This window comes from Mucilaginibacter achroorhodeus (assembly GCF_007846095.1).
GTDB lineage: Bacteria > Bacteroidota > Bacteroidia > Sphingobacteriales > Sphingobacteriaceae > Mucilaginibacter > Mucilaginibacter achroorhodeus.
The window spans coordinates 617,581-641,588 of record NZ_VOEI01000002.1; the positions used below are offsets into that span (position 1 = coordinate 617,581).

At 43.1% G+C, this 24,008-nt stretch carries 25 protein-coding genes; 6 read left to right on the top strand and 19 right to left on the bottom strand.

The genetic code is table 11. The annotated features are described in order from the left end of the window. Positions 1–114 precede the first annotated feature (114 nt). From yidD to rpmH, 3 genes are all read right to left on the bottom strand, one after another. Positions 115–357 (bottom strand): membrane protein insertion efficiency factor YidD, encoded by a 243-nt coding sequence (gene yidD / locus FPZ42_RS08710; RefSeq protein ID WP_146270398.1) that lies wholly within the window; start codon positions 355–357, stop codon positions 115–117. Beyond that, positions 354–737 carry a ribonuclease P protein component gene (locus tag FPZ42_RS08715; protein ID WP_146270400.1) on the bottom strand — a complete coding sequence of 128 codons (384 nt, stop codon included), beginning with the start codon at positions 735–737 and terminating at the stop codon, positions 354–356. The genes yidD and FPZ42_RS08715 overlap by 4 nt, the downstream gene beginning before the upstream one ends. Before the next feature lie 76 nt (positions 738–813). Continuing rightward, entirely contained in the window at positions 814–972 is a 159-nt protein-coding gene (gene rpmH / locus FPZ42_RS08720) for a 50S ribosomal protein L34 (RefSeq protein ID WP_146270402.1), read from the bottom strand. Positions 973–1,112: 140 nt separating this feature from the next. Between rpmH and FPZ42_RS08725 the strand changes: the two genes are divergently transcribed. Then, positions 1,113–1,991: a ChaN family lipoprotein gene (locus tag FPZ42_RS08725; RefSeq protein ID WP_146270404.1), complete on the top strand. Its 879-nt coding sequence runs from the start codon at positions 1,113–1,115 to the stop codon at positions 1,989–1,991. 50 nt (positions 1,992–2,041) lie between these two features. Here the strand turns inward: FPZ42_RS08725 and FPZ42_RS08730 are convergent, their stop codons facing one another. The 3 genes from FPZ42_RS08730 to mscL form a co-directional block, all read right to left on the bottom strand. After that, positions 2,042–2,389 carry an MmcQ/YjbR family DNA-binding protein gene (locus tag FPZ42_RS08730; RefSeq protein WP_146270406.1) on the bottom strand — a complete coding sequence of 116 codons (348 nt, stop codon included), beginning with the start codon at positions 2,387–2,389 and terminating at the stop codon, positions 2,042–2,044. A gap of 2 nt (positions 2,390–2,391) precedes the next feature. Then, positions 2,392–2,838, bottom strand: a complete 447-nt coding sequence (locus FPZ42_RS08735) for a hypothetical protein (RefSeq protein ID WP_186458724.1) — start codon at positions 2,836–2,838, stop codon at positions 2,392–2,394. A gap of 62 nt (positions 2,839–2,900) precedes the next feature. After that, positions 2,901–3,290 carry a large-conductance mechanosensitive channel protein MscL gene (gene mscL / locus FPZ42_RS08740; RefSeq protein ID WP_146270410.1) on the bottom strand — a complete coding sequence of 130 codons (390 nt, stop codon included), beginning with the start codon at positions 3,288–3,290 and terminating at the stop codon, positions 2,901–2,903. A gap of 155 nt (positions 3,291–3,445) precedes the next feature. Here mscL and rpoN point away from each other — a divergent pair, with 155 nt between their 5' ends. Beyond that, complete coding sequence (rpoN, locus tag FPZ42_RS08745; RefSeq protein WP_146270412.1) at positions 3,446–4,918, top strand: RNA polymerase factor sigma-54; 1,473 nt, start codon at positions 3,446–3,448, stop codon at positions 4,916–4,918. A gap of 128 nt (positions 4,919–5,046) precedes the next feature. Here the strand turns inward: rpoN and FPZ42_RS08750 are convergent, their stop codons facing one another. From FPZ42_RS08750 to FPZ42_RS08770, 5 genes are all read right to left on the bottom strand, one after another. Continuing rightward, positions 5,047–6,069, bottom strand: a complete 1,023-nt coding sequence (locus FPZ42_RS08750) for a PorP/SprF family type IX secretion system membrane protein (RefSeq protein WP_146270414.1) — start codon at positions 6,067–6,069, stop codon at positions 5,047–5,049. A gap of 10 nt (positions 6,070–6,079) precedes the next feature. After that, entirely contained in the window at positions 6,080–6,784 is a 705-nt protein-coding gene (locus FPZ42_RS08755; protein WP_146270416.1) for an NUDIX hydrolase, read from the bottom strand. A gap of 55 nt (positions 6,785–6,839) precedes the next feature. Continuing rightward, entirely contained in the window at positions 6,840–7,628 is a 789-nt protein-coding gene (locus FPZ42_RS08760; RefSeq protein WP_146270418.1) for an SDR family oxidoreductase, read from the bottom strand. A gap of 11 nt (positions 7,629–7,639) precedes the next feature. Beyond that, positions 7,640–8,917 carry an L-fucose:H+ symporter permease gene (fucP, locus tag FPZ42_RS08765; protein WP_146270420.1) on the bottom strand — a complete coding sequence of 426 codons (1,278 nt, stop codon included), beginning with the start codon at positions 8,915–8,917 and terminating at the stop codon, positions 7,640–7,642. 70 nt (positions 8,918–8,987) lie between these two features. Then, positions 8,988–10,151, bottom strand: coding sequence for a glycoside hydrolase family 172 protein (locus tag FPZ42_RS08770; protein ID WP_146270422.1), 1,164 nt, complete (start codon positions 10,149–10,151; stop codon positions 8,988–8,990). Between the two features lie 128 nt (positions 10,152–10,279). On the opposite strand from FPZ42_RS08770, the gene FPZ42_RS08775 reads away from it, so the two are divergent. Further along, positions 10,280–11,596 (top strand): DEAD/DEAH box helicase, encoded by a 1,317-nt coding sequence (locus FPZ42_RS08775; RefSeq protein WP_146270424.1) that lies wholly within the window; start codon positions 10,280–10,282, stop codon positions 11,594–11,596. On the opposite strand, the gene FPZ42_RS08780 is transcribed toward FPZ42_RS08775, so the two are convergent. The 3 genes from FPZ42_RS08780 to FPZ42_RS08790 all read right to left on the bottom strand — a co-directional run bounded on the left by FPZ42_RS08780 (position 11,593) and on the right by FPZ42_RS08790 (position 14,079). Beyond that, the gene (locus FPZ42_RS08780) at positions 11,593–11,820 is read right to left on the bottom strand and encodes a VF530 family protein (RefSeq protein WP_146270425.1); all 228 of its coding nucleotides are present in this window, start codon (positions 11,818–11,820) and stop codon (positions 11,593–11,595) included. The two genes, FPZ42_RS08775 and FPZ42_RS08780, sit on opposite strands and share 4 nt — an antisense overlap. Before the next feature lie 68 nt (positions 11,821–11,888). After that, the gene (locus FPZ42_RS08785; protein WP_146270427.1) at positions 11,889–12,362 is read right to left on the bottom strand and encodes a DUF4920 domain-containing protein; all 474 of its coding nucleotides are present in this window, start codon (positions 12,360–12,362) and stop codon (positions 11,889–11,891) included. Positions 12,363–12,399: 37 nt separating this feature from the next. After that, on the bottom strand, positions 12,400–14,079 hold the full coding sequence (locus FPZ42_RS08790; RefSeq protein WP_146270429.1) for a S41 family peptidase: 1,680 nt from the start codon (positions 14,077–14,079) through the stop codon (positions 12,400–12,402). A 155-nt stretch (positions 14,080–14,234) separates the two neighbouring features. On the opposite strand from FPZ42_RS08790, the gene FPZ42_RS08795 reads away from it, so the two are divergent. Beyond that, positions 14,235–15,305, top strand: a complete 1,071-nt coding sequence (locus FPZ42_RS08795) for a sensor histidine kinase (RefSeq protein WP_146270431.1) — start codon at positions 14,235–14,237, stop codon at positions 15,303–15,305. Continuing rightward, on the top strand, positions 15,302–16,015 hold the full coding sequence (locus FPZ42_RS08800; protein ID WP_146270433.1) for a LytR/AlgR family response regulator transcription factor: 714 nt from the start codon (positions 15,302–15,304) through the stop codon (positions 16,013–16,015). Before FPZ42_RS08795 ends, FPZ42_RS08800 begins: the two co-directional genes overlap by 4 nt. A gap of 10 nt (positions 16,016–16,025) precedes the next feature. Here FPZ42_RS08800 and FPZ42_RS08805 read toward each other — a convergent pair whose 3' ends face one another. After that, positions 16,026–16,637 carry an alpha-ketoglutarate-dependent dioxygenase AlkB family protein gene (locus FPZ42_RS08805; protein ID WP_146270435.1) on the bottom strand — a complete coding sequence of 204 codons (612 nt, stop codon included), beginning with the start codon at positions 16,635–16,637 and terminating at the stop codon, positions 16,026–16,028. 60 nt (positions 16,638–16,697) lie between these two features. Between FPZ42_RS08805 and FPZ42_RS08810 the strand changes: the two genes are divergently transcribed. Continuing rightward, the gene (locus FPZ42_RS08810; protein ID WP_146270437.1) at positions 16,698–16,922 is read left to right on the top strand and encodes a hypothetical protein; all 225 of its coding nucleotides are present in this window, start codon (positions 16,698–16,700) and stop codon (positions 16,920–16,922) included. Positions 16,923–16,926: 4 nt separating this feature from the next. On the opposite strand, the gene FPZ42_RS08815 is transcribed toward FPZ42_RS08810, so the two are convergent. The 4 genes from FPZ42_RS08815 to FPZ42_RS08830 all read right to left on the bottom strand — a co-directional run bounded on the left by FPZ42_RS08815 (position 16,927) and on the right by FPZ42_RS08830 (position 23,943). Continuing rightward, positions 16,927–18,141 (bottom strand): sensor histidine kinase, encoded by a 1,215-nt coding sequence (locus tag FPZ42_RS08815; protein ID WP_146270439.1) that lies wholly within the window; start codon positions 18,139–18,141, stop codon positions 16,927–16,929. A gap of 31 nt (positions 18,142–18,172) precedes the next feature. Beyond that, complete coding sequence (locus FPZ42_RS08820; RefSeq protein ID WP_146270441.1) at positions 18,173–20,575, bottom strand: PAS domain-containing protein; 2,403 nt, start codon at positions 20,573–20,575, stop codon at positions 18,173–18,175. Positions 20,576–20,670: 95 nt separating this feature from the next. Further along, positions 20,671–23,046 (bottom strand): GAF domain-containing protein, encoded by a 2,376-nt coding sequence (locus FPZ42_RS08825; protein ID WP_146270443.1) that lies wholly within the window; start codon positions 23,044–23,046, stop codon positions 20,671–20,673. A 279-nt stretch (positions 23,047–23,325) separates the two neighbouring features. Beyond that, entirely contained in the window at positions 23,326–23,943 is a 618-nt protein-coding gene (locus FPZ42_RS08830; protein WP_186458725.1) for a phosphatase PAP2 family protein, read from the bottom strand. Positions 23,944–24,008: the final 65 nt, after the last annotated feature.

Below are 24,008 nucleotides of genomic sequence, written 5' to 3' on the forward strand. Positions count from 1 at the left end.
TGTGTTTTTGACTTTTTAATTTTGAATTTTGGCTCAACAAAGGAGCAAACTTAAGCTCCTCCCCAACCCAAAGGAAATTTCTTTTGAATTTTACCTTTTGAATTTGACTTACAATCAAGGTACCGGATCATGCCCGTGCCCGCCCCAGGGGTTGCACCGGGCAATACGTTTTAATGCTAACCAGCCACCTTTAAAGGGTCCGTATTTTTTTATAGCTTCTGCCCCATATTGCGAACAAGTGGGCGTATAACGGCATGAGTTAGGTAGTATAGGAGAAATAAGGTATTGATAAAGCTTTATCAGCAGCAAAAAAAAAGCGCTGAATATGGCTTTTATTCCATTCCAAAGCGCATTCATTTGGTAGCCTCCGCTGCAAGTTGCGTTAACAGCTTAGCCATTTTTTTTTCAAAAAAATCGTAGGGAGCAATCTCTTTGCCTATATAGCTTATAAATAACAACAACTTTTTTTCGCTATTATTTAACGCATCGTAAAGAAGAGATTGTTTATTGAGGCGATAAGCCTCGCGCATGCGGCGCTTTACGGTATTGCGGTCTACAGCGTGTTTATATCGCTTTTTACCTACCGCAAAAACCACCTGCACGGGATATTGCTGCATAGCATCGGCAGGCATCCAAGATACCTTGAAGGGATAACATAAAAAAAAAGAACCGTTATGAAAAAGGCCATCAATAAGCCTTTTGTTACATAACCGTTCTTCTTTTTTGAAAGTATACATAGTTGTTAATGCCGAACCGCAGCTATCAAACACAAAAACGGTTAGCCCCTCTGCTTAGCAGAAGATACAACCATTATTATGCTTTGTGCGTGCGTTCGTCAGATACAGTTAATCTTTTTCTGCCTTTAGCTCTTCTTGCAGCAAGTATTCTTCTGCCGTTTGCAGATGACATGCGCTCACGGAAACCGTGCTTATTTTTTCTTTTCCTTACTGAAGGTTGGAACGTTCTTTTCATGGCTATACTTTATTCTATTCGTATTCTAATCTTTTTGCTTTTAAAAACAAGAGTGCAAATGTAGCGTAATTTTTAGTTTTTTCAAATACTAATGCAGTTATTTGGCTAATTTTATTAACATTGAAATCAACATCAATTTAATGAGAAAGATTATTGCCTTTTTGCTGCTGTTAGCCCCTGTTGCCACCGTTGCGCAAGATACCATGCTATCTCATTATAAAATATATAACACAGCTAAAAAAGCCCCGGCTACGGTTGATGATATCATAAACAGCATGGATAAGGCTGATGTGATTTTCTTTGGCGAGGAACACAATGATTCTACCGGCCATTACCTGGAAGCTTTATTATTTAAAAAGCTTACACAGAAATATCCGGGCAGATCAGCTTTATCATTGGAGATGTTCCAGACCGATTGCCAGATTGTTTTAAACGAATACCTGGCAGGCCTCATCCGCGAGAAGAACCTAATTACCGAAGGCCGCGCCTGGAATAACTATAAAGACTATCGCCCCATGATAGAGCAGGCAAAACAAACCCACACACCTGTAATTGCTGCCAATGCCCCCACTCGCTACACCAACATGGTTACCCGTGGCGGTTTAGCCAGTTTAAACCAGCTTAGTCCACAAGCAAAAGCCTGGCTGGCACCATTGCCTATCGATACAGCAACCGGCCCTTATTATGAAAAGTTTGTAAATATTATGGGTGGCCACAGCGCCATGGGTGATATGAAGATCTACCAATCGCAAAATGTATGGGATGCAACCATGGGCTACAATATTGCCCAATTCCTTAAAACGCATAAAGATTTTAAAGTAATGCAGGTTAATGGTGGTTTCCACACCGAGGAGAAACTGGGCACGGCTGCTCAGCTAAAGAAATACTCACCTAAAGCGCGTATCATAAACATTGCAGCCTACGCCGATGACAGTTTTGATAACCCCGACTGGACCAAATTTGAAAAAATGGGCGACTTTATTATCCTCACCGATCCTAAGTTGCCGAAAACTTTTTGATCATTGGGTCATTGGGTCATTAATGAAAAGCTTGTTTTTAGCGGACGGCTTTAATCTTCCTCAAAAGTTATTTGGGCGGCGAGGTGTTTGGGTGCGATGCCGCAGTAGGCTGTTTTTAATATCCCGGTGAGCATATTTGCTTGCACTAATAACAGGTTGATATGCGTCCAGCCTTGTTTGCCCCACTTATTGGGTATTGGATGTATTACCTCATTATTAAAAGTGCAGAAGATATCCTGCTCTTCCGGGGTAAGTTTAACAGTGGCGCGGTTTTGCTCCGCCACCACTGTTGCAAAGATCTTTTTATTTATCCTGAAGGATATTTTATCAAAGTGAGGTTCTTCGGTGACTTCAGGAAGCGAGCAAGCTATCTCGCGAAGCATTTTTGAATTGTCCATCATCAATATTTTAACCACCAAAGCGGGCGGGCTAATTCAGGATCATTAGGCAGGCAAACCATTGTTACGGTATCATTCACATTATAATTAGGACGGTAAGCAATATCCTGAAGGTATGTTTTATCGCCATAAACGTATTGCACAATAGCCCATTTGCTTGAAGAGCCACGGCTGTATGCACTCCCTTTGCTAATGATAATGGCTGTTACTTTCACGCCGTGCGCTTTAAGTACCCTGGTTTCTCGCTGCCCTTTAAACGTAAGAAGGGTTGCAAAAAGCCCAACTCCTATCAACAGATAAACTACCCACGAGGCAATTTCTAAAACCCGGTGCAGGTTGCCGCGTAAACTAAACCAATTTAAACCCAGCCCTGTAAAGCCTATAGCCATGGCAACGCACGCCCCTGTTGCAAATAAACTATTGCTTTTATATGAGTAGAAATAAAACATAAAAGCCCCTGCCGTAAGTATAACAAACAGCAAGAGCATATTGCTAAATCGGCCCAAAATGCTTAGCCTTTCCTTGCCAACAGGTCGCGTATTTCTGTCAATAATATTTCTTCTTTTGTTGGTACAGGCTCAACTGTAGGTGCAGCGGCTTCTTTCTTTTTAAAGCTGTTAAGGCCTTTAATAATCAGGAACAACGCTAACGCAATAATGATAAAGGAAATAACCTGAGATATAAAGTTACCATACTTAATGGCCGTACCGGGTATCACCAGTTCGCTAAGGTTGCTTAGGTGTGCGGCTTTAAGTGCCGGGGTAAGTATTGCGGGGGTAATGATATCATCAACCAATGATTTTACGATGCTGCCAAAGGCCGCACCAATAACAACCGCAACTGCCAGATCTAATACATTGCCCTTAACGGCAAACTCTTTAAATTCTTTTACAAATCCCATATCCTTATTATTTGTTGTGTTATTAAAGTTATCAATAAAAAGTTGACTGCTCCAAACAAAACCTGCTTAAAAACATTTTAGGATTATTATTACAGCAACAAAACCATTTTAAAACATAAGCTAATTGCTGTACTTTTGACCTCGCGTCTTACACTATGTTAAAACAGAATCTCCAGCAAAAGCTCCTACAGAAACTTTCGCCTCAGCAAATTCAATTTATAAAATTGCTGCAGGTGCCTACCGTGTCGCTCGATACCCGTATCAAAGAAGAACTGGAGGAAAACCCTGCGCTTGAAGATATGAGTTTGACCAATATCAATGAGCCTGAAGAACAGTACCCTGACCGCGACCCCGACGATAATTACGATAGTGATAATGAGGGTGGCGAAATGGATGAGTTTAACATAGACGATTACCTGCAAGACGATAGCGTGAGTGATTACGGAAGCCGCTACGATAATAACGGTGATGATGAAGATGACCGCAAGGAAATTCCAATTGCCGTACAAAGCTCTTTCTTTGAAAACCTGCAGGCACAATTAGATCTGCTGCCACTATCTGACCACGATTTTGCCATTGGCCGTCAGATTATAGGCAGTTTGGACGATGATGGCTACCTGCGCCGCCCCATCATGTCCTTAACCGACGACCTTGCTTTTTCGCAGAATGTAATGGCCGAGGATGAAGAGGTTGAGGATATGCTTAAGGTTATCCAATCCTTTGACCCACCGGGCGTTGGTGCCCGCACTTTACAAGAATGTTTGTTGATACAGCTTCGCCGTAAAGATGGGAACGACCCGATTGTAAAGAAAGCTATCCTGGTGGTAGAAAACTATCTTGAGGAGTTTACCCGCAAACACTATGATAAGTTAGAAAAATCGCTAAGCATGAACTCGAACGAGTTGCGTGCAGTGGTTGGTGAGATATTGAAGCTTAACCCAAAACCGGGTGATAGCAACGAGGTTAGTACCAAGCAAATGCAGGTGATACCTGATTTTCACATCAAGAACAATGATGGTGTACTATTATTAACTCTTAACTCTAAGAATGCCCCGGAACTAAAGGTAAGCCGCTCTTACCAGGAGATGTTTCAGCATTACGATAAGGCATCACAAAAAGATAAAAAGCTGAAAGAGGCCGTTCAGTTTGTAAAACAAAAGCTCGATTCTGCTAAGTGGTTCATCGATGCTATTAAACAGCGCCAGCAAACGCTGCTTAAAACCATGAACGCCATTATGCAGTATCAATACGATTTCTTCCTTACCGGAGACGATAAGAACCTTAAGCCAATGATCCTGAAAGATATTGCCGACCGCATCGGTATGGACATATCTACGGTATCGCGCGTAGCCAACTCGAAATACGTACAAACCGAGCATGGTACCTACCTGCTAAAATCATTCTTTAGTGAGGCTATCCAAACTGAAAGCGGCGAGGAAGTGTCAAATAAGGAAGTGAAAAAAATATTGGAAGAAAATATCGGCAAAGAAGATAAACGCCATCCGCTTGCCGATGAGAAATTGACTGAAATATTAAAAGAGGCCGGCTATAATATTGCCCGCCGCACAGTTGCCAAGTACCGCGAACAAATGAACATCCCGGTGGCAAGGCTCAGGAAAGAGCTATAAAGAGGATCAAGACTTTTAGAGTCAGGAATCAAGACAAAAGAAAGCCCTTAAATTTTTAAGGGCTTTCTTTTTTTACACAATCACGCGGTCTTGATTCTTGGCTCTTGATTCTTGTTTCCTCTGTGAAATTACCATCCATGTTGAGGAGCCGTTAGTCTGTATTTGTTATTGAGCAAGATGCCGATCACCAACTCGTGTGATCCATTGCTTACCGTATTTAACGGAGAAGTGGTAATGTCATAAGCATAGCTAACGTTGATAAGCGAATTGAGATTAAAGCCCGCAAGCACACCAAATGAATCATTACGGCGATAGGAGCCACCAAACCAAAACCTATCGCGGAAGGACAGCTTCATATTGATATCGAAACTTGTTGGCGTGGGTTCTATAAATTTAAGCAGCGCAGATGGTAAAAGCATCACATCGTCTGACAGGTAGAACTTAACTCCTGCTGTGGCAAAAAAATGTGGCACAGTACGATTCAGAGATGAATTAGCCGTTCTGGTTGAGATGTATTGTACCTGCGGTAAGATTTGCTGAGCAGATACGCCGAAGTAATAATTTGCAGCATAGCCCCAAATACCAACCCCTAAATCAGGCTTCCATTTATTATTCTCAATCCCCTGCAAAACCGGATCGTCAGGGTTTTCAAATGCAAGTTCTGACGTAGCCAGATGCAAATGATTTGCTCCTGCAGATACACCTACTGAAAGATTAAAATTACTGGTGATACCCAAATGGTAAGCATAAGAAGCGGCAACGTTAGTTTGATCGAGCGGGCCAGCCTTGTCCGTCACCACCATAAAACCTATACCATGGTGCGGGGCCGATGCACGGTAATCAGAAGTGTACATCCGGCTGTAAGGGCTTTCGCCATCATAAGGCAGAAAGCCGGCGGCATCACCTTGTGTAAATTCAGAACCTAAAGGAGCAGTGATGCTTGCATAAGCTGTTACCGGTGCACCCTCAATGCCTCTCCATTGGCTGCGATAACCTAACTTAACATCGGTATAATTTTCTATGCCGGATACCGCGGGATTTAATAAAAGGTTGTTGAATATATACTGCGTGTACTGTGGCTTTTGCTGTGCTGAAGCAATTGTCCCAATAAAGCAAATTGTGATAATAATTGGTAATGCTTTTTTAAGCATTTAATTGGTTTTAGAAAAATTTGTCAGGATTGGGAACCAAGTTAAGAAATTTCTCAAACTTTTCTTCATAATGCGACTGATCCAACTGATAGTAAAAAGCTCCCTTTTTTGATGACTGTTTATCCTTCTCATTTTGCTTCACAAGCAAACCGGTGGATAGTAATTTGCGGCTAAAGTTCCTGTCATCGAACCTGGTTTGATAAACCCCCTCGTAAAGTGCCTGCAATTGCGGGATGGTAAATTTACCGGGTAACAACTGGAATAATATGGGATGCAAAGCCGCCTTGTAGCGTAACTCTTTTAAAGCGAGTTTAACCATTTCGGCATGGTCAAATATCAGATCAGGCATATCGGTAAGCAGGAACCACTCGGGGTGATTATCGCTTACTAACTGTTGCTGGTATTGTTGTATATCTATCAACGCAAAGTAGGCAATTGAAAGTGTGCGCTCAACCGGATCGCGGTCTGGCTTACCAAACACCCTAAACTGCTCCATGTATACGTTGTTGAGGCCTGTGCGTAGCTGTAACACACGATTGGCCGCATCTTCCGGACTTTCGTTGGGGCGCATAAAACCGCCCATCAGGCTCCACTTACCTTTATCAGGCGCAAGGTCGCGCTCTACCAGTAGTATTTTGATATCTGATCCGTCGAATCCAAAAATGATACAGTCAACGGCAACTAAAATTCGCGTTTGGCCGGTATACTCGCCCATAAGTTAAAGGTTATCAGCTACAAGGTTAATAAATCTTGCTGATTTAAAAAATTATTTAAGCGTTGGCCAAAGCACGGTCTAAATGCACGTATCCACCGTCAACATAAACGATCTGTCCGGTAGTATGGCTTGATCTGCCGGACAGCAAGAATACAACAGCATCACCTATTTCAGCGGTAGTGGTCATCCGGTTGCCAAGGGGTATTTTGGCCTCAATTTCTTTTCGTTTACCATCAGGGTCGGGCAGTGTTTTTATCCAGCTTTCGTAAAGGGGTGTCCAGCATTCGGCAACTACCACGGCGTTAACACGTATGCCGTATTTAAGAAGTTCTACAGCCCATTCGCGTGTAAGCGCGTTGCGCCCGCCATTTGAGGCAGCGTAGGCAGACGTGTTACCCTGCCCGGTTTCGGCAGTTTTTGAGGTGATGTTTACGATAGCCCCTTTTGATTCCTTCAAGTATGGCAAGGCATGATGCGCCATTAGGTAATAATGCACCATATTTTTATGCAGAGAAGCCATAAATCGCTCGTAGTCGCCATGTTCTAAACCTACGCCATCGTTCGCACCGGCATTGTTCACGAGGCCATCAATGCGGCCGTATTTCTCTGCAACTGCCTTTACCGCTGCAACACATTGTGCAGGGTCGCTAAGTTCAGCCTCTACCTGGAAACTTTGAACGCCTTTAGCCTCAAGCCCATTAACCACTTTAAGGTTATCTTGCTCACTACGGCCAATAATAACCGGGATGGCACCTTCTGCCGCAAGCGACATAACAATACCCTCACCTATACCTTTTGCACCACCAGTAACGATGATCACTTTATCTTTTAAATTCAGATCCATAAAATTTTCAATTAATGCCCGCCCACAACATCAAGGTTTTTCACTTTGAGGTTTTGCAGCGCAAACCAAAGTATTACTGCAAAGCTCACCCCCGGTACAACATAAGCTATTTGTATGTTAAACATATCTGATAGCTGGCCCATTATCGGTGGCATAATTGCGCCGCCAACAATGCCCATTATCACTAATGATGAACCTAACTTGGTTTGCGGCCCCAGGCCCCTTATACTTAACGAAAAGATAGTTGGGAACATGATAGACATAAAGAACAGCACCGCCATCAACACATAAACTACAAACGGCCCATGTAAGGTTACTGCAGCTGCTATTAGACAAATATTGATGATCGCATAGGTTACAAGCAGTTTTACAGGGTTAAAAACCAGCATTAACGCAGTGCCGGATAAGCGGCCAAGCATAAATAACAGCAAACCGATACTCAACAATTTTGCAGCGCTATGTTCGCCAAAGCCGGCTACGTGTTCACTGTATCGAATAAAGAAACTGGTTACGCACGCCTGCCCTCCTACGTAAAAAAACTCTGCCACTACGCCCTTCATCAAATGTTTGTTTTTGGTAAGGGCTATTATCCTGCCCAGGAGCGGTTTATTTTCTATCGCTTTTGTTTCGGCAGATTCTTCTTTAATGGCCGGGAAAGCAGTACGCCAAACAAAGATGGCCACCAGTAAAACCGCAATGCTGATTACCAGGTAAGGGATCTGTACTGAGGATGCCTCATGATTTAGATACGCCTCCAACTGTTGCGACGACATTGCCTTTTCCTGGGCATCTGTTAAAACAGTGCCTGAGAGTATGAAGGTGCCACCAATAAACGGCGCCAAAGCAGCCGCCATACCGTTAAATGATTGCGCAAAATTAATACGTTGGGTAGCACTTGCAGGGTCGCCTATTAAGGTGATCAACGGATTGGCAGCGGTTTCCAGGAAAGCCATGCCTGAGAAAACCACAAACAATGCACCTAAAAAAAATGCATAGTTACGTACAGCAGCAGCCGGATAAAACAGCGCGGCCCCAACAGAGAACAGCAGAAGGCCGAGTATGATACCGCCTTTGTAGCTGTAGCGCTTCATAAACTGTGCTGCTGGTATAGGTAACAGAAAATAGGCTACGTATGATGCTGAATCTATTAATGATGATTGAAAATCTGTTAATTGGCAGGCCTTTTTCAAGTGTGGGATAAGTATTGGGTTAAGGTTTAATGCAAACCCCCACAAAAAAAACAAGGATGTAATGAGCGCAACCGCGGCCAGGCTTTTGTCTTTAGACATTAATGTGTGTATTTAACAATTAATAATTGGAGGGCTCAATATAATTATTTAAAGGCAGCTAACAACAGTTTTAATTAACTTCCAGTTCATCTTTTGTTGGCAGTTTAGGGAATGCGCCATGCGGACCTTGCTGATACCAGAACACGGTTGATGCCAGATCGTCCTGCAAGGGCAGGTAGCGGCCGTCGCCACGCCAGCCAAGGTCCTGCAGGGTTACCTCAAGGCTTTTTTCAAAACGGATAGGGTCTGCGATGTGCCAGCGATATAAGCCAAAGCGTTGCGCTACGTTGTACAACCCATCCCCTTTTATCACTTGCGCCAAACCTGTGTAAGGGCCCGAGAATTCGGTGTAATTACGGGTTTCTCGTCCCTGCTCGTCTCGTTTGCGGGTCTCAAAATTGTATGATCCGCAGAAATAATCTTCAGTACCGGTGCCGATGATGGTTGGATACTTGGTGTCTCCGTCCATGTAAAATTTAATCTCCCCTTCGCCCCACCAGCCATTTTTGTTTGAGCCATAGGCAAGGTAAGTACCTACATACTGGCCTTTGCCTTTAATGCTATCTACCAGTACAAAGTCCTTTTTATGAGGCAAGGGGTTTACCCGCCTGAACTGCGCGTGGAAATAACCCGCATCCTCGGGCACCTTGGTCAGGGTATAATCTACCTGGTAATAAAGCACCATATCGTTATCGTCGATGTTCTCCATGGTAATACGGCACTTTTTGCGGAACGGCATCGGCCAGTAACAGTTAAAGGCACTACCAGGGTTGACGGTTACCGCCAATGAATTAACAGGCGCATATTTCCCCCAGCCCATGCAAAAGAAATCGCCAACAGGTGCCTCTACAGATGGTGTGGTCTCATCGTCCCAATACATCCTGATAATAGAATAACGCCAGTTACCTGTAGGGGTCATCCATATGTGTTGGATGGCACCTTCGCCATTTATCTCGGCCACGGTGAACGTTGTGTGTTTTTTTATGATCACACTGGGGCTCACCTTCCAACCCTGGCCCAGGTCGCGTGCAGCAGCCTTACCTGTACCCTCTGTCGCCATCCCTCCTTTGCCTTTTTCCCCTGTAAAATTCTCCGGACTAATAGAACGGCTAACCGCATCTGACGTGCGGAAGATGGTACCCATATTATTGTCTAATCCGTTAAATTTTTGCTGAGCGTGGGCGCTTAGGCCGAAGATGCCCAGCATCCAGGCAAATAAAAAAAGCTTTCTCATGGTTTTTCAGGTTAGTAAAACTAAATGTAGCAAATATCTTTATATGGGTCATTTCAAAATGCTGCCTTAAAATAGCTATCATCAGCGGCAAATATTTATTAGTTATCTTTGCAGCTTTTAAAGTTGATATGGCCTGGGCAGAAAAATTTAAGCTGAACAAACAGCTGGTACGATCATTAACGGAAGCGGGATTTGATAATCCTAAAGAGTTACAGCAAAAAACCTTAAGCCGTATCAATGGCGGGCAGGATGTGATTGCTATTGCGCCAGAGGGCGGTGGTAAAACCACTACCTTAGTACTTGCTACGCTTAACCGTTTTAAACATAGTGCCGATAATGTACCTGCCGCGCTTATTCTATCGCCAGACCAGGAAGGTGTTGAAGCTATTAACGAACGCTTTAATCTGCTTAACCGTAATAAAACTATCCGCATAGTTTTATTACATGCCGGTATCGGTGTTGACCAGCAAATGGACGACCTTGCCGAAGGTGCTGATATTGTAATTGCCACGCCTGACAGGGCCCGCGCCATTTACCTAAAGCTGGGCTTAAACCTTAATAAGGTTGAGTTATTGGTGATAGATGATGCACATGCCATTGTCAAAAAAGGTTTGCAGCTGCCAACCACGGAGCTATCAACAAGCATAGGCAAAGCGCAACGCCTTGTGTTTACCGAAGTAATGCACGATAAGCTTGCCAAAATGATAGATCCGCTTATGCATCTGCCATCTACCGTTGAGGTTGAGGAAATGAGCGAAACTCAATTGGGTATGCTCCCGCAGATGTTATACCACGTACCTAACTTTGGCACCAAGATAAATTTGCTAAACCTGTTTTTACAGGATGTTGAGGTGTTTACTAAAACGGTTGTATTCACCAATACCAGGCTTACTGCTGAAACCATCTACAAAAGCCTGCTTAGGAAAGCACGATTATCGAGCGCTTTTATTAAACCATTATCATACGAATATCCAGTTGCAGATAACGTTGCTGATTTTTTACGTAACGATAAACTAAGGGTATTGCTGATAGCTAACGAACTGGATGAGCAGGTTGATCTTACTGGTGTACCGTTTATCATTAATTTTGATCTCCCGGCCGATAAAGAAGTTTACATTAAACACGTTGAAATCCAAGCCAGTGACGAGGAAAGCGAAACCATCGCTTTAACTTTTGCCACAGATCTTGAGCTGGATCAGGTAAGGCGAATTGAGCAGGCCACCGGCCAAAAAATGCAAACTGCAGACCTGCCCGACGACCTGGTGATAGAAAAAGACCGCAAGGAAAAAGAAGCTGAGAAAGCCGCCCGCCCAAAGCAGGTACATAAAGCAGAAGATAAATACACACCCGGCCCGGCGTTCCACGAGAAAAAGCCTGAGAATGCCAAAACCTATAACATCAGTTCATCTAAAAAAGCAAAGATGAACAAGGCTAAAAAGCATTAAGGGTTTAACTCTTTGTAGTATTCCACGTATAGGTCTTCCACCTTTTGGCGTGCCCATGGTGTTTTGCGCAGGAACTTTAAACTCGAGTTGATGCTGGGGGTATCCAGGAAGCAATTTATGCGGATGCGATAGCCCATCTCGGGCCAGCCTAAATGAGCAACTAATGCTTCAAGTATAGCCTGTAAAGTTTTACCATGCAATGGGTTATTGGGTTGTTGCTGCATTATTTATAAAATTAAAAAGTCCCGCAAATATGCAGGACTTTATGCTATCGTTCCAAGTCAGGATCAGATTATTTAACCACCAAAACGCCATCAGCCATAATGCCTATATCGCGCTTTGGCTCTTTTATAGCAGCTATCTCTTCTTTGCTTTTGCCCGCGTCTGCGGCATAGTGCCTCAGGCGCTCAACTGAAGTTTCTTTAACTTTAGCCTTACCCTCAACCACTACTGTTTTACCCACAATATTCTGCGGCATAAAGTAAGCGTAATCTGTAAACTGAACCATTATAGGTGTGCCATTAGCCTGTTCCAGTTTCATAAAGCAACCCTTCTTCTTGCAAACTTCCACAACCGTACCGGTGATCTTGCCGTTGTAAACAGAATCTGTTGAAAGCGTTTTATTGAGATCAGCAGTGGTAACAGCATTATCAGCAGTAACGGATTTGCCGTAAGTAACACCCGCTTCTGCAGGTCTTATGCTTGTTTGCGCAAAAGCAATGGTGGTAAAACCTAAGCATATCGCAAAGAGAATAATCTTTTTCATTTGGTTTATTATTTGATTGACAAACAAATATAGCGGATTATTTTAAATCCTTTAAAGCCTGCCGGTACGCTTGCTCCAGCTCATAATCAGGGGAAGATTGCATTTTTGCAGCACTGATCTTTATTTCCTTATCAAGTTTAACGCCCTGCCCCTGCTTAAAACTATCGTTAGGTCCAACAACTTTAACTGCAGTGTAAGCGGCAGCTATTCCGCCTGGGTAATCGGTAAAAAACATATTACCGGTTGCTCCTGCCGTTTGCCTGCCCATTACAATAGTGTTTGGACGGCATCTTAGCGCCGCTGCAACGCTTTCGGCAAGGCTTTGGGTAAACTCGTTCACAAGTACAATCAAGCGCCCTTTATAGTGCGGCAAATTCAAAGTGTCCGTAGCCATATCGCCAACCTCTTTGTGAGCCTTATACATCCCTGGATAAAATAGTTCGGCATTATAATTCACTTCCTCGCTCGTTTGGTTTCCAAATAGACCGGGGCGATAGATCTGCGTTGTAGGGAAGTATGGATAATCGCGCATCTCCCATATTACTGTTTTAGCATTTTGGATAGCCATATACATTTGTTTCAATTGGTTGCTATCGGTTATTTTACAGAAACGTACGTAGAATACACCGTCCCCCATATCTTCCCAAAGTTTTGGTTGGTGCTTAATGCGGTATTGGTAAAGCTCACTGTAAGAATAGAGTTTCAATTGTTGAGTAATGAGTTTTCCGTTGCGTAATATGGTAATCTGAACGCTTTTGGCGGTATCCATTCTAAAGAGGTTTCTGCCAATCTCTCTATGCAGCGTTGCTTCATTACTACCTGTACAATATTGCTTTATATAATCCTCACAAGCCCTTGTATTTTTGTTGTTTATCGAAACTATTTCATCACCTGCTTTAATATCTTGTTTGTTTAAAAGCTCAGGATATTGGTCGTTCCCAACAAAGTATTTACCGCCAGAGTAATACAAAAGGAAAGGCGCGTTTTGCAGGCGTTTATTGTAAAAGTCATTCTGCCTGAAAAAAGAATGACTGTCTTTTATCTGAGCCGTAAGCTTTAAAAATACCAGCCGATATTCTTCTTTATTGGCTGCATTGATAAATTGTGGAATAAAATCGGTAAGCACCTTGTCCCAGTGCGGAGCAAACTCCCGCTTATAAGGATACCAGTAATTAATGATATTCCAGTACCTTACCAAAGCCAGTAACCGGTGCGCTTCATCAGGATAGTCGGGCTTTGGATATTCCTCCTCTTTGAAATAAACATAATCGAGCGTAACACCGGGCTTATAGAGATTATCGACGTAGCGATTAGAATCCGGCTGGTGGTGAAGGTAAAGGTCACTGAACTCTGCTTTCATCTGAGCAGGAATTTTGAAATCCCTCAAGTCATTTTTGTCAAATACACGAAAAACAGAGTCACCGTTTGGTGGCATCAAACTATAATCAATTTTTTGTTTAGGTAAACTATTATAAAAGCTGATTATAAAATTTTTATATTCATTTAATGAACCAATTTTCTTTATAGTTAACACCGAATTTAGCCATTTTTTATCCCAATTGGCAGTGCCTTTAGCTACCGCAGGATGATAGTATTTTAAAAATCCCCACACCTTAGCAAAAGTAGCGAGATGATCAACCTGCCTGCGGTTTTGCGCTTGCGTAACACCTACGGTAAAGGTTAAAATTATGATGAGAGTTAAGGGTAGCTTTTTCATACCTCAAACATGCAAATGACTCCAGCAAGCATTCAATATTTTCGATTAACTGCCCCAACAACTCGTTGAATCATCGCTTTTAAAATTCAACGAGCAAAACAAGCCATTCATCTAAAAACTCATTATCTTAATGTGTGTAAACTTACCTTTGTTCTATGCCCTACCCCACCACCCCGCTCACTTATAAACAAAAAAGCCTCATTGCCGAGCTTTCGTATCTTGTGTTTGTGAGCGTGATAAGCCCGTTTGCGGTGGGCTATCAAATTTGGGGTAACCTATCGTTCACGTTTAGTTTGGTGCTCCTAAACATAATGGATATACTCGTGATAGTATTGTATTACCGAGCATACCTACCGCTAACAGTAGGTCGCAAGAAATACTGGTTGTTTGTATTGCTTTTACCGGTCTACATCATGGTTTATGAAATTTGGGGGCGCCTTACAACCATTGCAATGATACATATGCCGTTTGTGCCGAAGGCCTACAAAGACAATCTTCAATCAGCCCATCCGGAAGATTTCTCTCACGGATATTTTAATCAAACGCTCGGTTATACCAGCCTTGTTCTGCTGGCTGCAACATCTATCTATGTGATACGCCTGCTATTTAAAAACCAGGAGAATTTGAGCACGTTAGAAACCGCTAAACTTCGCCTGGAGTTAGACCATCTAAAACAGCAGGTGCAACCTCACTTTTTCTTTAATACACTGAATAATATGTACGCACTAAGTGTGCAGGCTTCGCCCAAAACTCCGCAAATGATTGCAGACCTATCAGCCATCATGCGCTATGTTTTGTACAACAGCCGGCATGAAAAGGTGAGCCTTGAAAGGGAAATTGATTTCATTAAAAGTTACATTCATCTCGAAAACGTGAGGCATGATAAGCCTGAAGCGATAGAGTTAATGATACAAGGCGATATCAGCCACATTGAGATTGAACCCCTCCTGTTTTTACCTTTGATAGAAAACACCTTTAAGCACTCGTTACAGAAAAACATTTCAGACAAGTGGGTGAAGATAGTGCTGGCGATTGATGATGATGAACTGATATTCCAAACTGCAAACCCGGTTGCGTGGACTGCCGAAGATGATATTGAAGGGGGTATCGGCCTTCATAACGTAAGAAAAAGGCTTGAACTACTTTACCCAGGTAAACACACCTTGCTTATGCACCAGTCCGATGGCATTTATACCGTAACTTTAACGATTCAATTACCTCAATGATCAATTGCCTTGTTGTAGATGATGAACCGCTTGCCCGCCATTTGCTGGAGGGTTATATAAGCCAATTGCAGGGATTTAATTGCCTTGCCACTTGCCAAAGCGCTGTTGAGGCTTTCGGTTTGTTGCACCAGTATAAGGTTGATGTAATATTCCTTGACATACAAATGCCAGGCATTACAGGGATCAATTTCATCAAGTCTTTAAAAGATTCGCCAAAGGTGATATTTACCACTGCTTACAGTGAATATGCCGTTGACGCCTTTGAATTGGAAGCGGTAGATTACCTGCTAAAGCCCATTACCTTTGAGCGATTCTTAAAAGCTATCCAGAAGATCAGGACTACCAATGACGTTGCTACCGATAGGTTAGTAAGCACTTTGCAGCCGGATAACCCTGCTCATATATTTTTAAAGGTCGACAGACGCCTGGTTAAGATAGATCTTGCCGATATTATTTATATAGAGGCCTATGGCGATTACCTGAAAGTGCATACTACTACCCAAACCTATGTGACCTACATGACCTTCGCCAGGATGGAGAAATTGTTGCCTGCATCAGGGTTTATCCGCATCCATCGCTCAACCATGGTAAATACTACATGTATTCGCTTTATTGAAGGTAATTTTTTGCGCGTGGGTGAGCGTGATCTGGCTATAGGACAATCATACAAGGAGAGGTTGATAGCGAGTTTAAATCAAAAAGAGATGTAACTTGCAGCCCCTACCCTATCACCCTAAAAGTTAAATTTATCCTTTCCTTTACTGCTTTGGTTGATTTGGGTACCCGGTGCTCCCAATTGTGTTGCAGGTCGCCTTTCATAATGAGGAGTGAGCCGTTCTCCAGTTCTACCGAGTGGCGCAACTTGTGGTCTTCCTTGTGGCGGATATCAAACCGCCGTGCCTGACCAAAACTTACTGAAGCAATGATCGGGTTGCGTCCAAGCTCCGGCTCATCGTCGGCGTGCCAGGCTACAGAATCGTTACCGTTGCGATAGTAATTTAACAACACGCTATTGAAGCGAATACCTGACGCTTCGTCTACACGCTGTTTTATTTTTAATAATTCGGGCGTCCACGGCATAGGGAAGTATTTGTTACCGCTGTAGGCGTACGTCTTTTCGTTATCGCCGTACCAGGCGGTGAGGCGGGGCGTATTCAATAGCTTACCGTACATCTGGATGGTCTCCTGCTTCCAGTCTATATCCGTTTTAAGCTTCTCCATAAAGCCCTTGCCCTCACCGGCAGTAAAGAAGTTTGAGCGATAATCAAGCAGATGAAGCGGCAGGTGCCTTGTACTTTGCAGGCCGCCATCAAAAAAGCTAAGCTGTTCCATCTTATTTATAACAAGGTTTCGGCACGAATAGTGTTATATCTAAACTTTAAATATACTATTATGAGTTCAGCATTTGTTAAAGAGGGCGATAGCCAGTGGTTGCACGAGATAGGGCCGTCCATGAACGCCCTTATGGTTTTTTTGCAACGAGAAAACAATGGCATCAGGATTTATGAAAGGCGAAATTATTACAGCAGTAATGAAGGCCGGGATGTCCACCAAATGAGCGACGGATTAAGTTATGCCAAAAACGATGATGGGAAATGGTACGTGGTATGGGATTAAGCCGCTAAGCAAGTTGCTTTTTAATGGTGAAGGTAAAAACAGAACCTTCTCCAAGAGTTGATTCAACCCTGATATCTCCCTCCAATTTATTTACAAGTGATTTAACGGTATACAATCCTAAACCTTTACCGGGCTTGTTGAATCTATCAACCTTGTTAAGGGTTACCGACCGGTCAAAAATACGATCAATGTTTTTAGCGGCTATGCCTATGCCGTTATCTTTTATGGTGAAGCTGTGATGTTCACCTTCGTCGGTGTAACTTATTTTAATATCTCCTGCTTCCTTATCATTATACCTAACGGCGTTATTAAGCAGGTTCATAAAAATCTGCTCAAGCGCCACGGCTGATGTACGCACAATGCATTCGTGCTGTGGTAAACTAATATTAACGTTGTTTGGAAGATCGCTATGGTCCACAATGCTTTTTAGCAACGTGGGCAGGCAAACATCTTGTTGTTTCAGCACTAAAGCAGATGGCTCTTTGGAATAATCGAGCATCTCGTTAAGGAGATTTATAAGGCGTTTGGCAGCTTTATAAACCATTACAGCCAACCCCATGCTTTTTTCGTCACCAACGGCTTTTAACCTTGCCTCAAGCGCCTGTGCCGTTAACATGATGCTGCTCATTGGGTTTTTAATGTCATGCGCGGCCATGTGCGCAAACTTCTGGATAAAGATATTGGCTTCTGTTAACGCCTTATTGATATCTTCCAGTTGAGCGATCTTCCTGCGCAGTTCCATTTGTGTAAGCACCTGTTTGGCAAGCGTACCTAAAGCTTTTATCTGCGAATCGCTCAGTTGCTTAGGTTCATGGTCAATAACGCAAAGTGACCCTAAGGCAAAACCATCCTCGTTAACCAACGGGATACCCGCATAAAAAACAACTTGTGTATCACCGGTTACCAGCGGATTATTCTTAAACCTGTCATCACGCCGCGCATCCTGAACAATCATCGGTTGCGACTGATCCATTATGGTATGTGAACAAAAGGCGTGTTCTCTGGGAGATTGTTTAAGTTCTGTTCCGTGCGCCGATTTGAACCATTGGCGGCTACCATCCAATAACGTTACCAGCGCAATGGGTGTTTGTGCTATTTCTGAAGCAAGCGCAGTAAGTTCGTCAAAAGCGGTATCTGCTTCGGTATCCATCATATCGTAAGCAAAAAGCGACTTTAGCCGGCCGTCTTCATTTTCAGGAACAGGAAAGGTATCGTTCAAATTAAGATCTTAAAGGTGATTTAAAGTTAATCTATTTTATGGGCAATGTAAACCAAAAAGTGCTGCCCTTTCCTAACGAGCTATTAACACCTATTTGTCCGTGATGTTTCTTAATGATCTCAGCACTGATAAATAACCCCAAGCCTAAGCCGGAATTATTGTATCCAGATGGATCTGTCTGGTAATACCTATCAAATAAACGGGCTTGCTTATCAGCAGGTATACCCGGCCCATTGTCTACAACCGACACCTTTACCCGGCCATCGGTTTTATCAACGTTCAGCGTTATCTCTTTAGAGTTAGGTGCATATTTAACGGCATTGTTAACCAAATTGACCACTACCTGATCTATCCGGTGTTCGTCTGCAAAAACTTCGAGATAATTTTCTCCTGTTTGCAAAATTACATGTTTACCAGTTGCTCGCACATGGCTGCAGCAATCGTCAATCAATTTAACAATATCAAACGTTGTTTTGCTTAGCTGCAACTGTCCTTCGTTCATACGGCTCAGGTTAAGCAGGTCTTCTATCAGGCTGCTTATCTTATCCATACTTCGGTTGCTTTGCTCTATGAGGCGCGCCATCATGCCGGGAGATGGATTATCTTTCATCCTATCCAACAATTGCAGGGCGGCCTTTAGGCTGGTTACAGGCGTTTTAAGTTCATGGCTGGCAATACTTATAAAATCATCTTTCTGCTGGTCGTGCGCCTTGCTTTCGGTGATATCCAGCATGGTACCTGCAATACTCAACGCTTTACCGCTGTCGTTATAATAAGCTTGTCCGGTAGAACGCAGCCAACGTGGGCTGCTGCCATCCATCGGAGTTATCCTGTACTCAACCTCAAAACTCTCGTGCGTATCTATGCTGCGTTGTATGCTATCCTGAACGGGAATAACATACTCCGGTAATATAAGCCTGTATGATTCATCCAATGTGATGTTTGCATCGACAGGGATAGATTGCAAGCGCAAAGCCTGGTCTGAAAAAGTAAGTTTACCGGTTTCCAGATCAGCCGACCAGGTGCCAATATCAGCCGACTCTATTGCCAGCTTTAGTGTATCGCGGGCTTGCTGCAATTCCCTGCGGGAGCTTACCCTTTCGGTGATGTCCATTACCGTTGCCATAATAGCCTCTACGTTGCCTTCCATATCAAACAATGGATCGTATGAAAAATCAACTATATAGTTAACCATCCCCATAGCAGTAGAGACATCTACCGAAATTTCTGGCAAAGCAAACTTTTTACCTGTATCAAATACCCCCTTCAGCATATCGGGAAAGGGCTGCCCTATCAGTTCAGGAAAAACATCCAGCAATTTTTTATTGATAACCTGGCCCGGCGTACGCCCCCATATCTCAAACATGTGTTGGTTTGCCAATTCTACTACCAGGTCGCGGCCCTTTAACACCGTCATAGCAACCGGCGCAGTCATTACCATACTGGCAAGCCGGTTTTTGCTTTCCTGAAGTCGTTTACGGGAGTTAACTTGTTCGGTAACCTCCGTAGCTATCATCAATATAGCATATACCACGCCATCACTGTTTTTAAGCGGATGGTAGATAAAATCGTAATAACCGTGGTAAAGCTGCCCATCGTGCATAGTATTGGTAACCGCCTCAGAACCATAATATTCTTTACCCGTGTTAAAGGTATCGTTGAGCAATTGCAAAAAGTCCTGGCCTTGTAATTCGGGTAAGGCATCAGCTATTGGCATACCTATGATATCATCCGTTCGCCCCCAAATATTAAGTACGCGTTCATTAGCTGCCTCAATCACGAGATTCGCACCGGTAAACATGGCTATAGCCACAGGTGCTTGCGTGATCATGTTCCTGAACCTTGATTCGCTTTCGCCTAAGTTGTAGTTGGCCTCGTTAAGCTCCTCGTTGGTACTAAGCAATTCCTCATTGCTGGCAGCCATCTCCTCGTTACTTGCAGCAAGTTCTTCATTAGCCGCAGCGAGTTCCTCATTGGTACTAATTAATTCTTCGTTTATAGCCTTTAACTCAGTTTGTAAATTAGATTCGCGCTGATGCGCAAGAACTTGCTCGGTAACATCTTTTGCTGTATGCAATATGCAACGGGTGCTACCATCCGGGTTTAAAACAGCCCTGTATTCAAAATCATAATAAAACTGCTGTAGTTTCCCGTCGCGGGTTAAAAACGCAGGCGTTTCCTCTCCCATATAGGTTTGCCCGGTACGCCAAACGTTGCGAAGAATATTTATAAATTCCTGATCTTTTAAAATAGGTACAGCTTCCTCAAGCGGTTTACCAATAACCTCCCGGCCAACATCCCAAAAACGGAGCATGGCATCGGTTGCTGTTTCAATAATAATATCTTTTCCGGTGTATACGGCTATAGCTTTATTGGCTAAAGAAATAATTTCAAGGAGTTCTTCGCTGCTTAAACGGGTTGTATCGGTATCCATCAAGTAATTATGCTGCTGCTAAACTAATAAACTTAATACAAACCTTAACCTTTTGGGGTTTCTTATTTGAACTTTTAAGCGCCAAAGCAACAGCCTTAAGTGGTAAAAACATTACTCTGTTCCTGCATTTCCTGATAAGTATAGAACCCGGCAACAGGCAGGCTGGTGTTGTAACAGATACTTACCCGTAAAGCCTTTAATCCCGATACGCCTTGCAGGTCTTCAACCTCCAGCATTTCTACTTCATCTTCTAACAACTTCTTTGCCTGCAGAAAGCGGATATAGTTAAGATACTCTACCTCTTCTTCGTGGTTAGAGTACACTATCGTCATCTTGCCTATGGCCGTGATCCTTTGCTGTGTTCCCTTAATAAATGCCTTGTCTATGCGTTTTTTTACGATCTCGAACCGGGCGTTATAACTACCATCCACATCAAAGCGTTTTTCATCCATGCGGAAACGGATAGACATTTCATGACTGTATACCAATATCAGCGAAGTTACATCCAGCGGGTAAGGCAATTTACTTTTCAGGAAACGTTGTTCCAGTTCCATCTGGCACATCACCTGCAATTGCCATAAGCGCAGGTTGTAAAGCTTGGTAACATCGTAGATCTTAGCCGGGCTGATGGAAGCACCTATATACATGTTATGCTCTACCCCATCAGTTTTAAAACGCTCGTAATAGTGCGGATAGGCTGCCTGTGCACCAACCTGGGCCATGTCAATAATTGATGCCATCTTTTGGTTGATCAGCGCTACCGTATCCTCATACTTGCGGCGATTGTTATGAAACTTACCGCTCTTTTCGGTCTGCGTAAAATAATCATCAATGGCGTTACGCTGGGCAACAGTAAGGTTGCGGGCAGATCGTAATATAGGGTGTATATGTGTTTCTAAATAATTCTGTATAAATTGTTCGGTATCAGCCTTTAATGTGCTCTGCACATCCATTACAAGCTCCTGCAGGTTTTTGATGTTTTGTTTAAGGTCAGGATCCTTTGAACCCTGGTGCAAATCTTCAAATAAAGGTATCAGATCAGTCAACTGCGTCTGCAAATCAAGCTGTACGCTGCGGTTGCGGGTATCTGATGAACCTTTAATATCTATTTGCCCGTAAAGCGGCACAACATCAGGGAAGGTCACCTCTCTCAGATTATACTCTTTCTTCTCAGCGCGGGCTTTAAGTGCCTTTTGTGCTTCTTTTCTAAATTTCCAGTAAACGCTTGGGTGTATGGTGGTGTATTCATTCTGAATAAGGGCCTGTACCTGGTTTTGCATAAAGCTGTACTGCCTGTCAATAGTGTCCGTAATGTACGGCATTACGATCTCTAACTGGTTGGCATTAACGCTATTCAATTCGCCAACATTTTCTGATGCCACCTCAATAATACCCAGCAAATGACCATTCTTTACAACCGGTGCAAGTATTATGCTTTGTACGCCCTGGTCTAATAGCCGCTGCGCCATCACGTTGCCCGGCTCCTGCTGCAGAAAACGGTAAACGTTTGCGATAGCAAAATACTTTTGTTCCTGAACCAACTGCTGCATTGATTTTACGCAGATAGCCTCAAAACACTCTTCGTCATCACCATCCTTTAACAAAAAACTTTTTAGTTTAGAGTTGAAGGTAGCCTGGCTGAATTTGTTCTCTGCCTCATTAAATGAAGTAAAACCAAGCTTAAGATCAGGTATCTTGAAAATAGAGCGAAACACCTCCAGTACCTTCTCCCGCAGGTCGTTACCCTGAGATCCTCCAAGCAAGGTGCCTTTAAGCGCCGATACAGCGTTTTCAACCGTTGCATCATACATGTTCAAAATGGCAAAGCCCTTTAATATCCAGCTGCCGATTGGGAAATACTTTTTCCAAAGCGCCAGATCTTCAAAATTATCACGAAGCAACTCAATGTCTTCAGGCGTTATATCTACAGCTTTATCTGTAGGTATAAGGTCCATAAAGTCGGCATTGTATAATATCCGATAATGTTTCATGATACCCTGCGCGTTAGGTATATCATAAAATAACGGGCGGGAGAAATTGAAGTTAGTGCCGTAATGCTCATTTAAAATAAGGCAGCAGGTACTTACATATATCTGGTGATCGTTAAAATCTCGTATAGAGATATCAAAAGCAGGACCCGCTTCCGCTAAAATATTCTGTAACCTTTTGGTTGGATTTAGCAACACATCCTGGAAAGGCACAGTTATGGCCTTTATCTCGTTTTTTGTGAGGATAGCCGGGAAAAGATCAGCCAAAAGCTCTTTGATCAGTTCGATATGTTTTTCAATCAACTCAATATCATCTGTCCCTTCCCTTAGCTCCGGGAATGGTTCAACGCGTTCAAGTAAATGTTTTGCCCGTTCCGCATCCAATCCCAGGCCGGTTGCAGCAACTTCTTCAAGGTGCTCAATCAGCGCATGGAAAGAGATACAATTCTCTAACGGGCTATCAATATATCTTTTTAAATTCATTAGTAACAAAGTGGGCTAAAAGCTTAGCGCCAACAAATTATAATACAAAATTATACAATATCATATACGATATTATTGCAAAGCCGATTTTATGACTTTAATAAGAAGAACGATTGAGGCAACATAATCTTTTAAAATAAGTATCAAGAAGCTATTTTATTCGTCCAGAACTGTTCCTGTTCGGTGGGTGTCTCACTGTCTACTCAAGTGCATTAGCTTCTCACCCTCTTTTCGCGAAGCGAACGAGAGGGTTGTCCAGCGTAACGCAGACCGGGTGAGTCAGAGCTTCTTTAAGGGCTGCAGCAGTAATGCTGTGCCTGTACCTAAAATAGCACCGGTAGTAACATCAGTAGGATAATGTACCCCCAGGTACATCCGTGAATAGGCAACAGAACCCGCCCATAAGAACGATGGCGCTATAACATACCATTTTGGATAAGCATTTGACAGCGCCATAGCGGTTGAAAACGTGCTGGTAGCATGGCCCGATGGAAACGATGTGCTGCTTGCACGGTAAACCGGCACAATGTTAATGTTTTGCACAAAAGGTCTTGGCCGTTTGGTGAGGTGCTTTATAAGCAGCATGGCACCGTAAGATATTGCCGTGCTGCTGGCTATGTACATAGCGTTCTGGCGCATTTGCTTATCATTGCTAATGATGCCGCCTACCAGCAAACCGGCAGGAACACCAACATCAACATATTTGTAGCTTTTTGACAAAAAAAGCATTACTTCGGTTTGCCCGGGGGTTCGGCTGGCCGCCAGATCAAGCATTATCCTGTCATCAAATTGTTGAATTTGCGATTGTGCAAATGAAGTAACAGCGGTAAATAGCACGAGAAAGGACTGTATTACAGCTATAATCCACAATTGATATGTTCCCTTAACGTGCTTCATTAACTTTTGGGTGATATTTATTTTTATTTTTACCAAAGTAAAAAATATTTACACGTTTAAAAGGT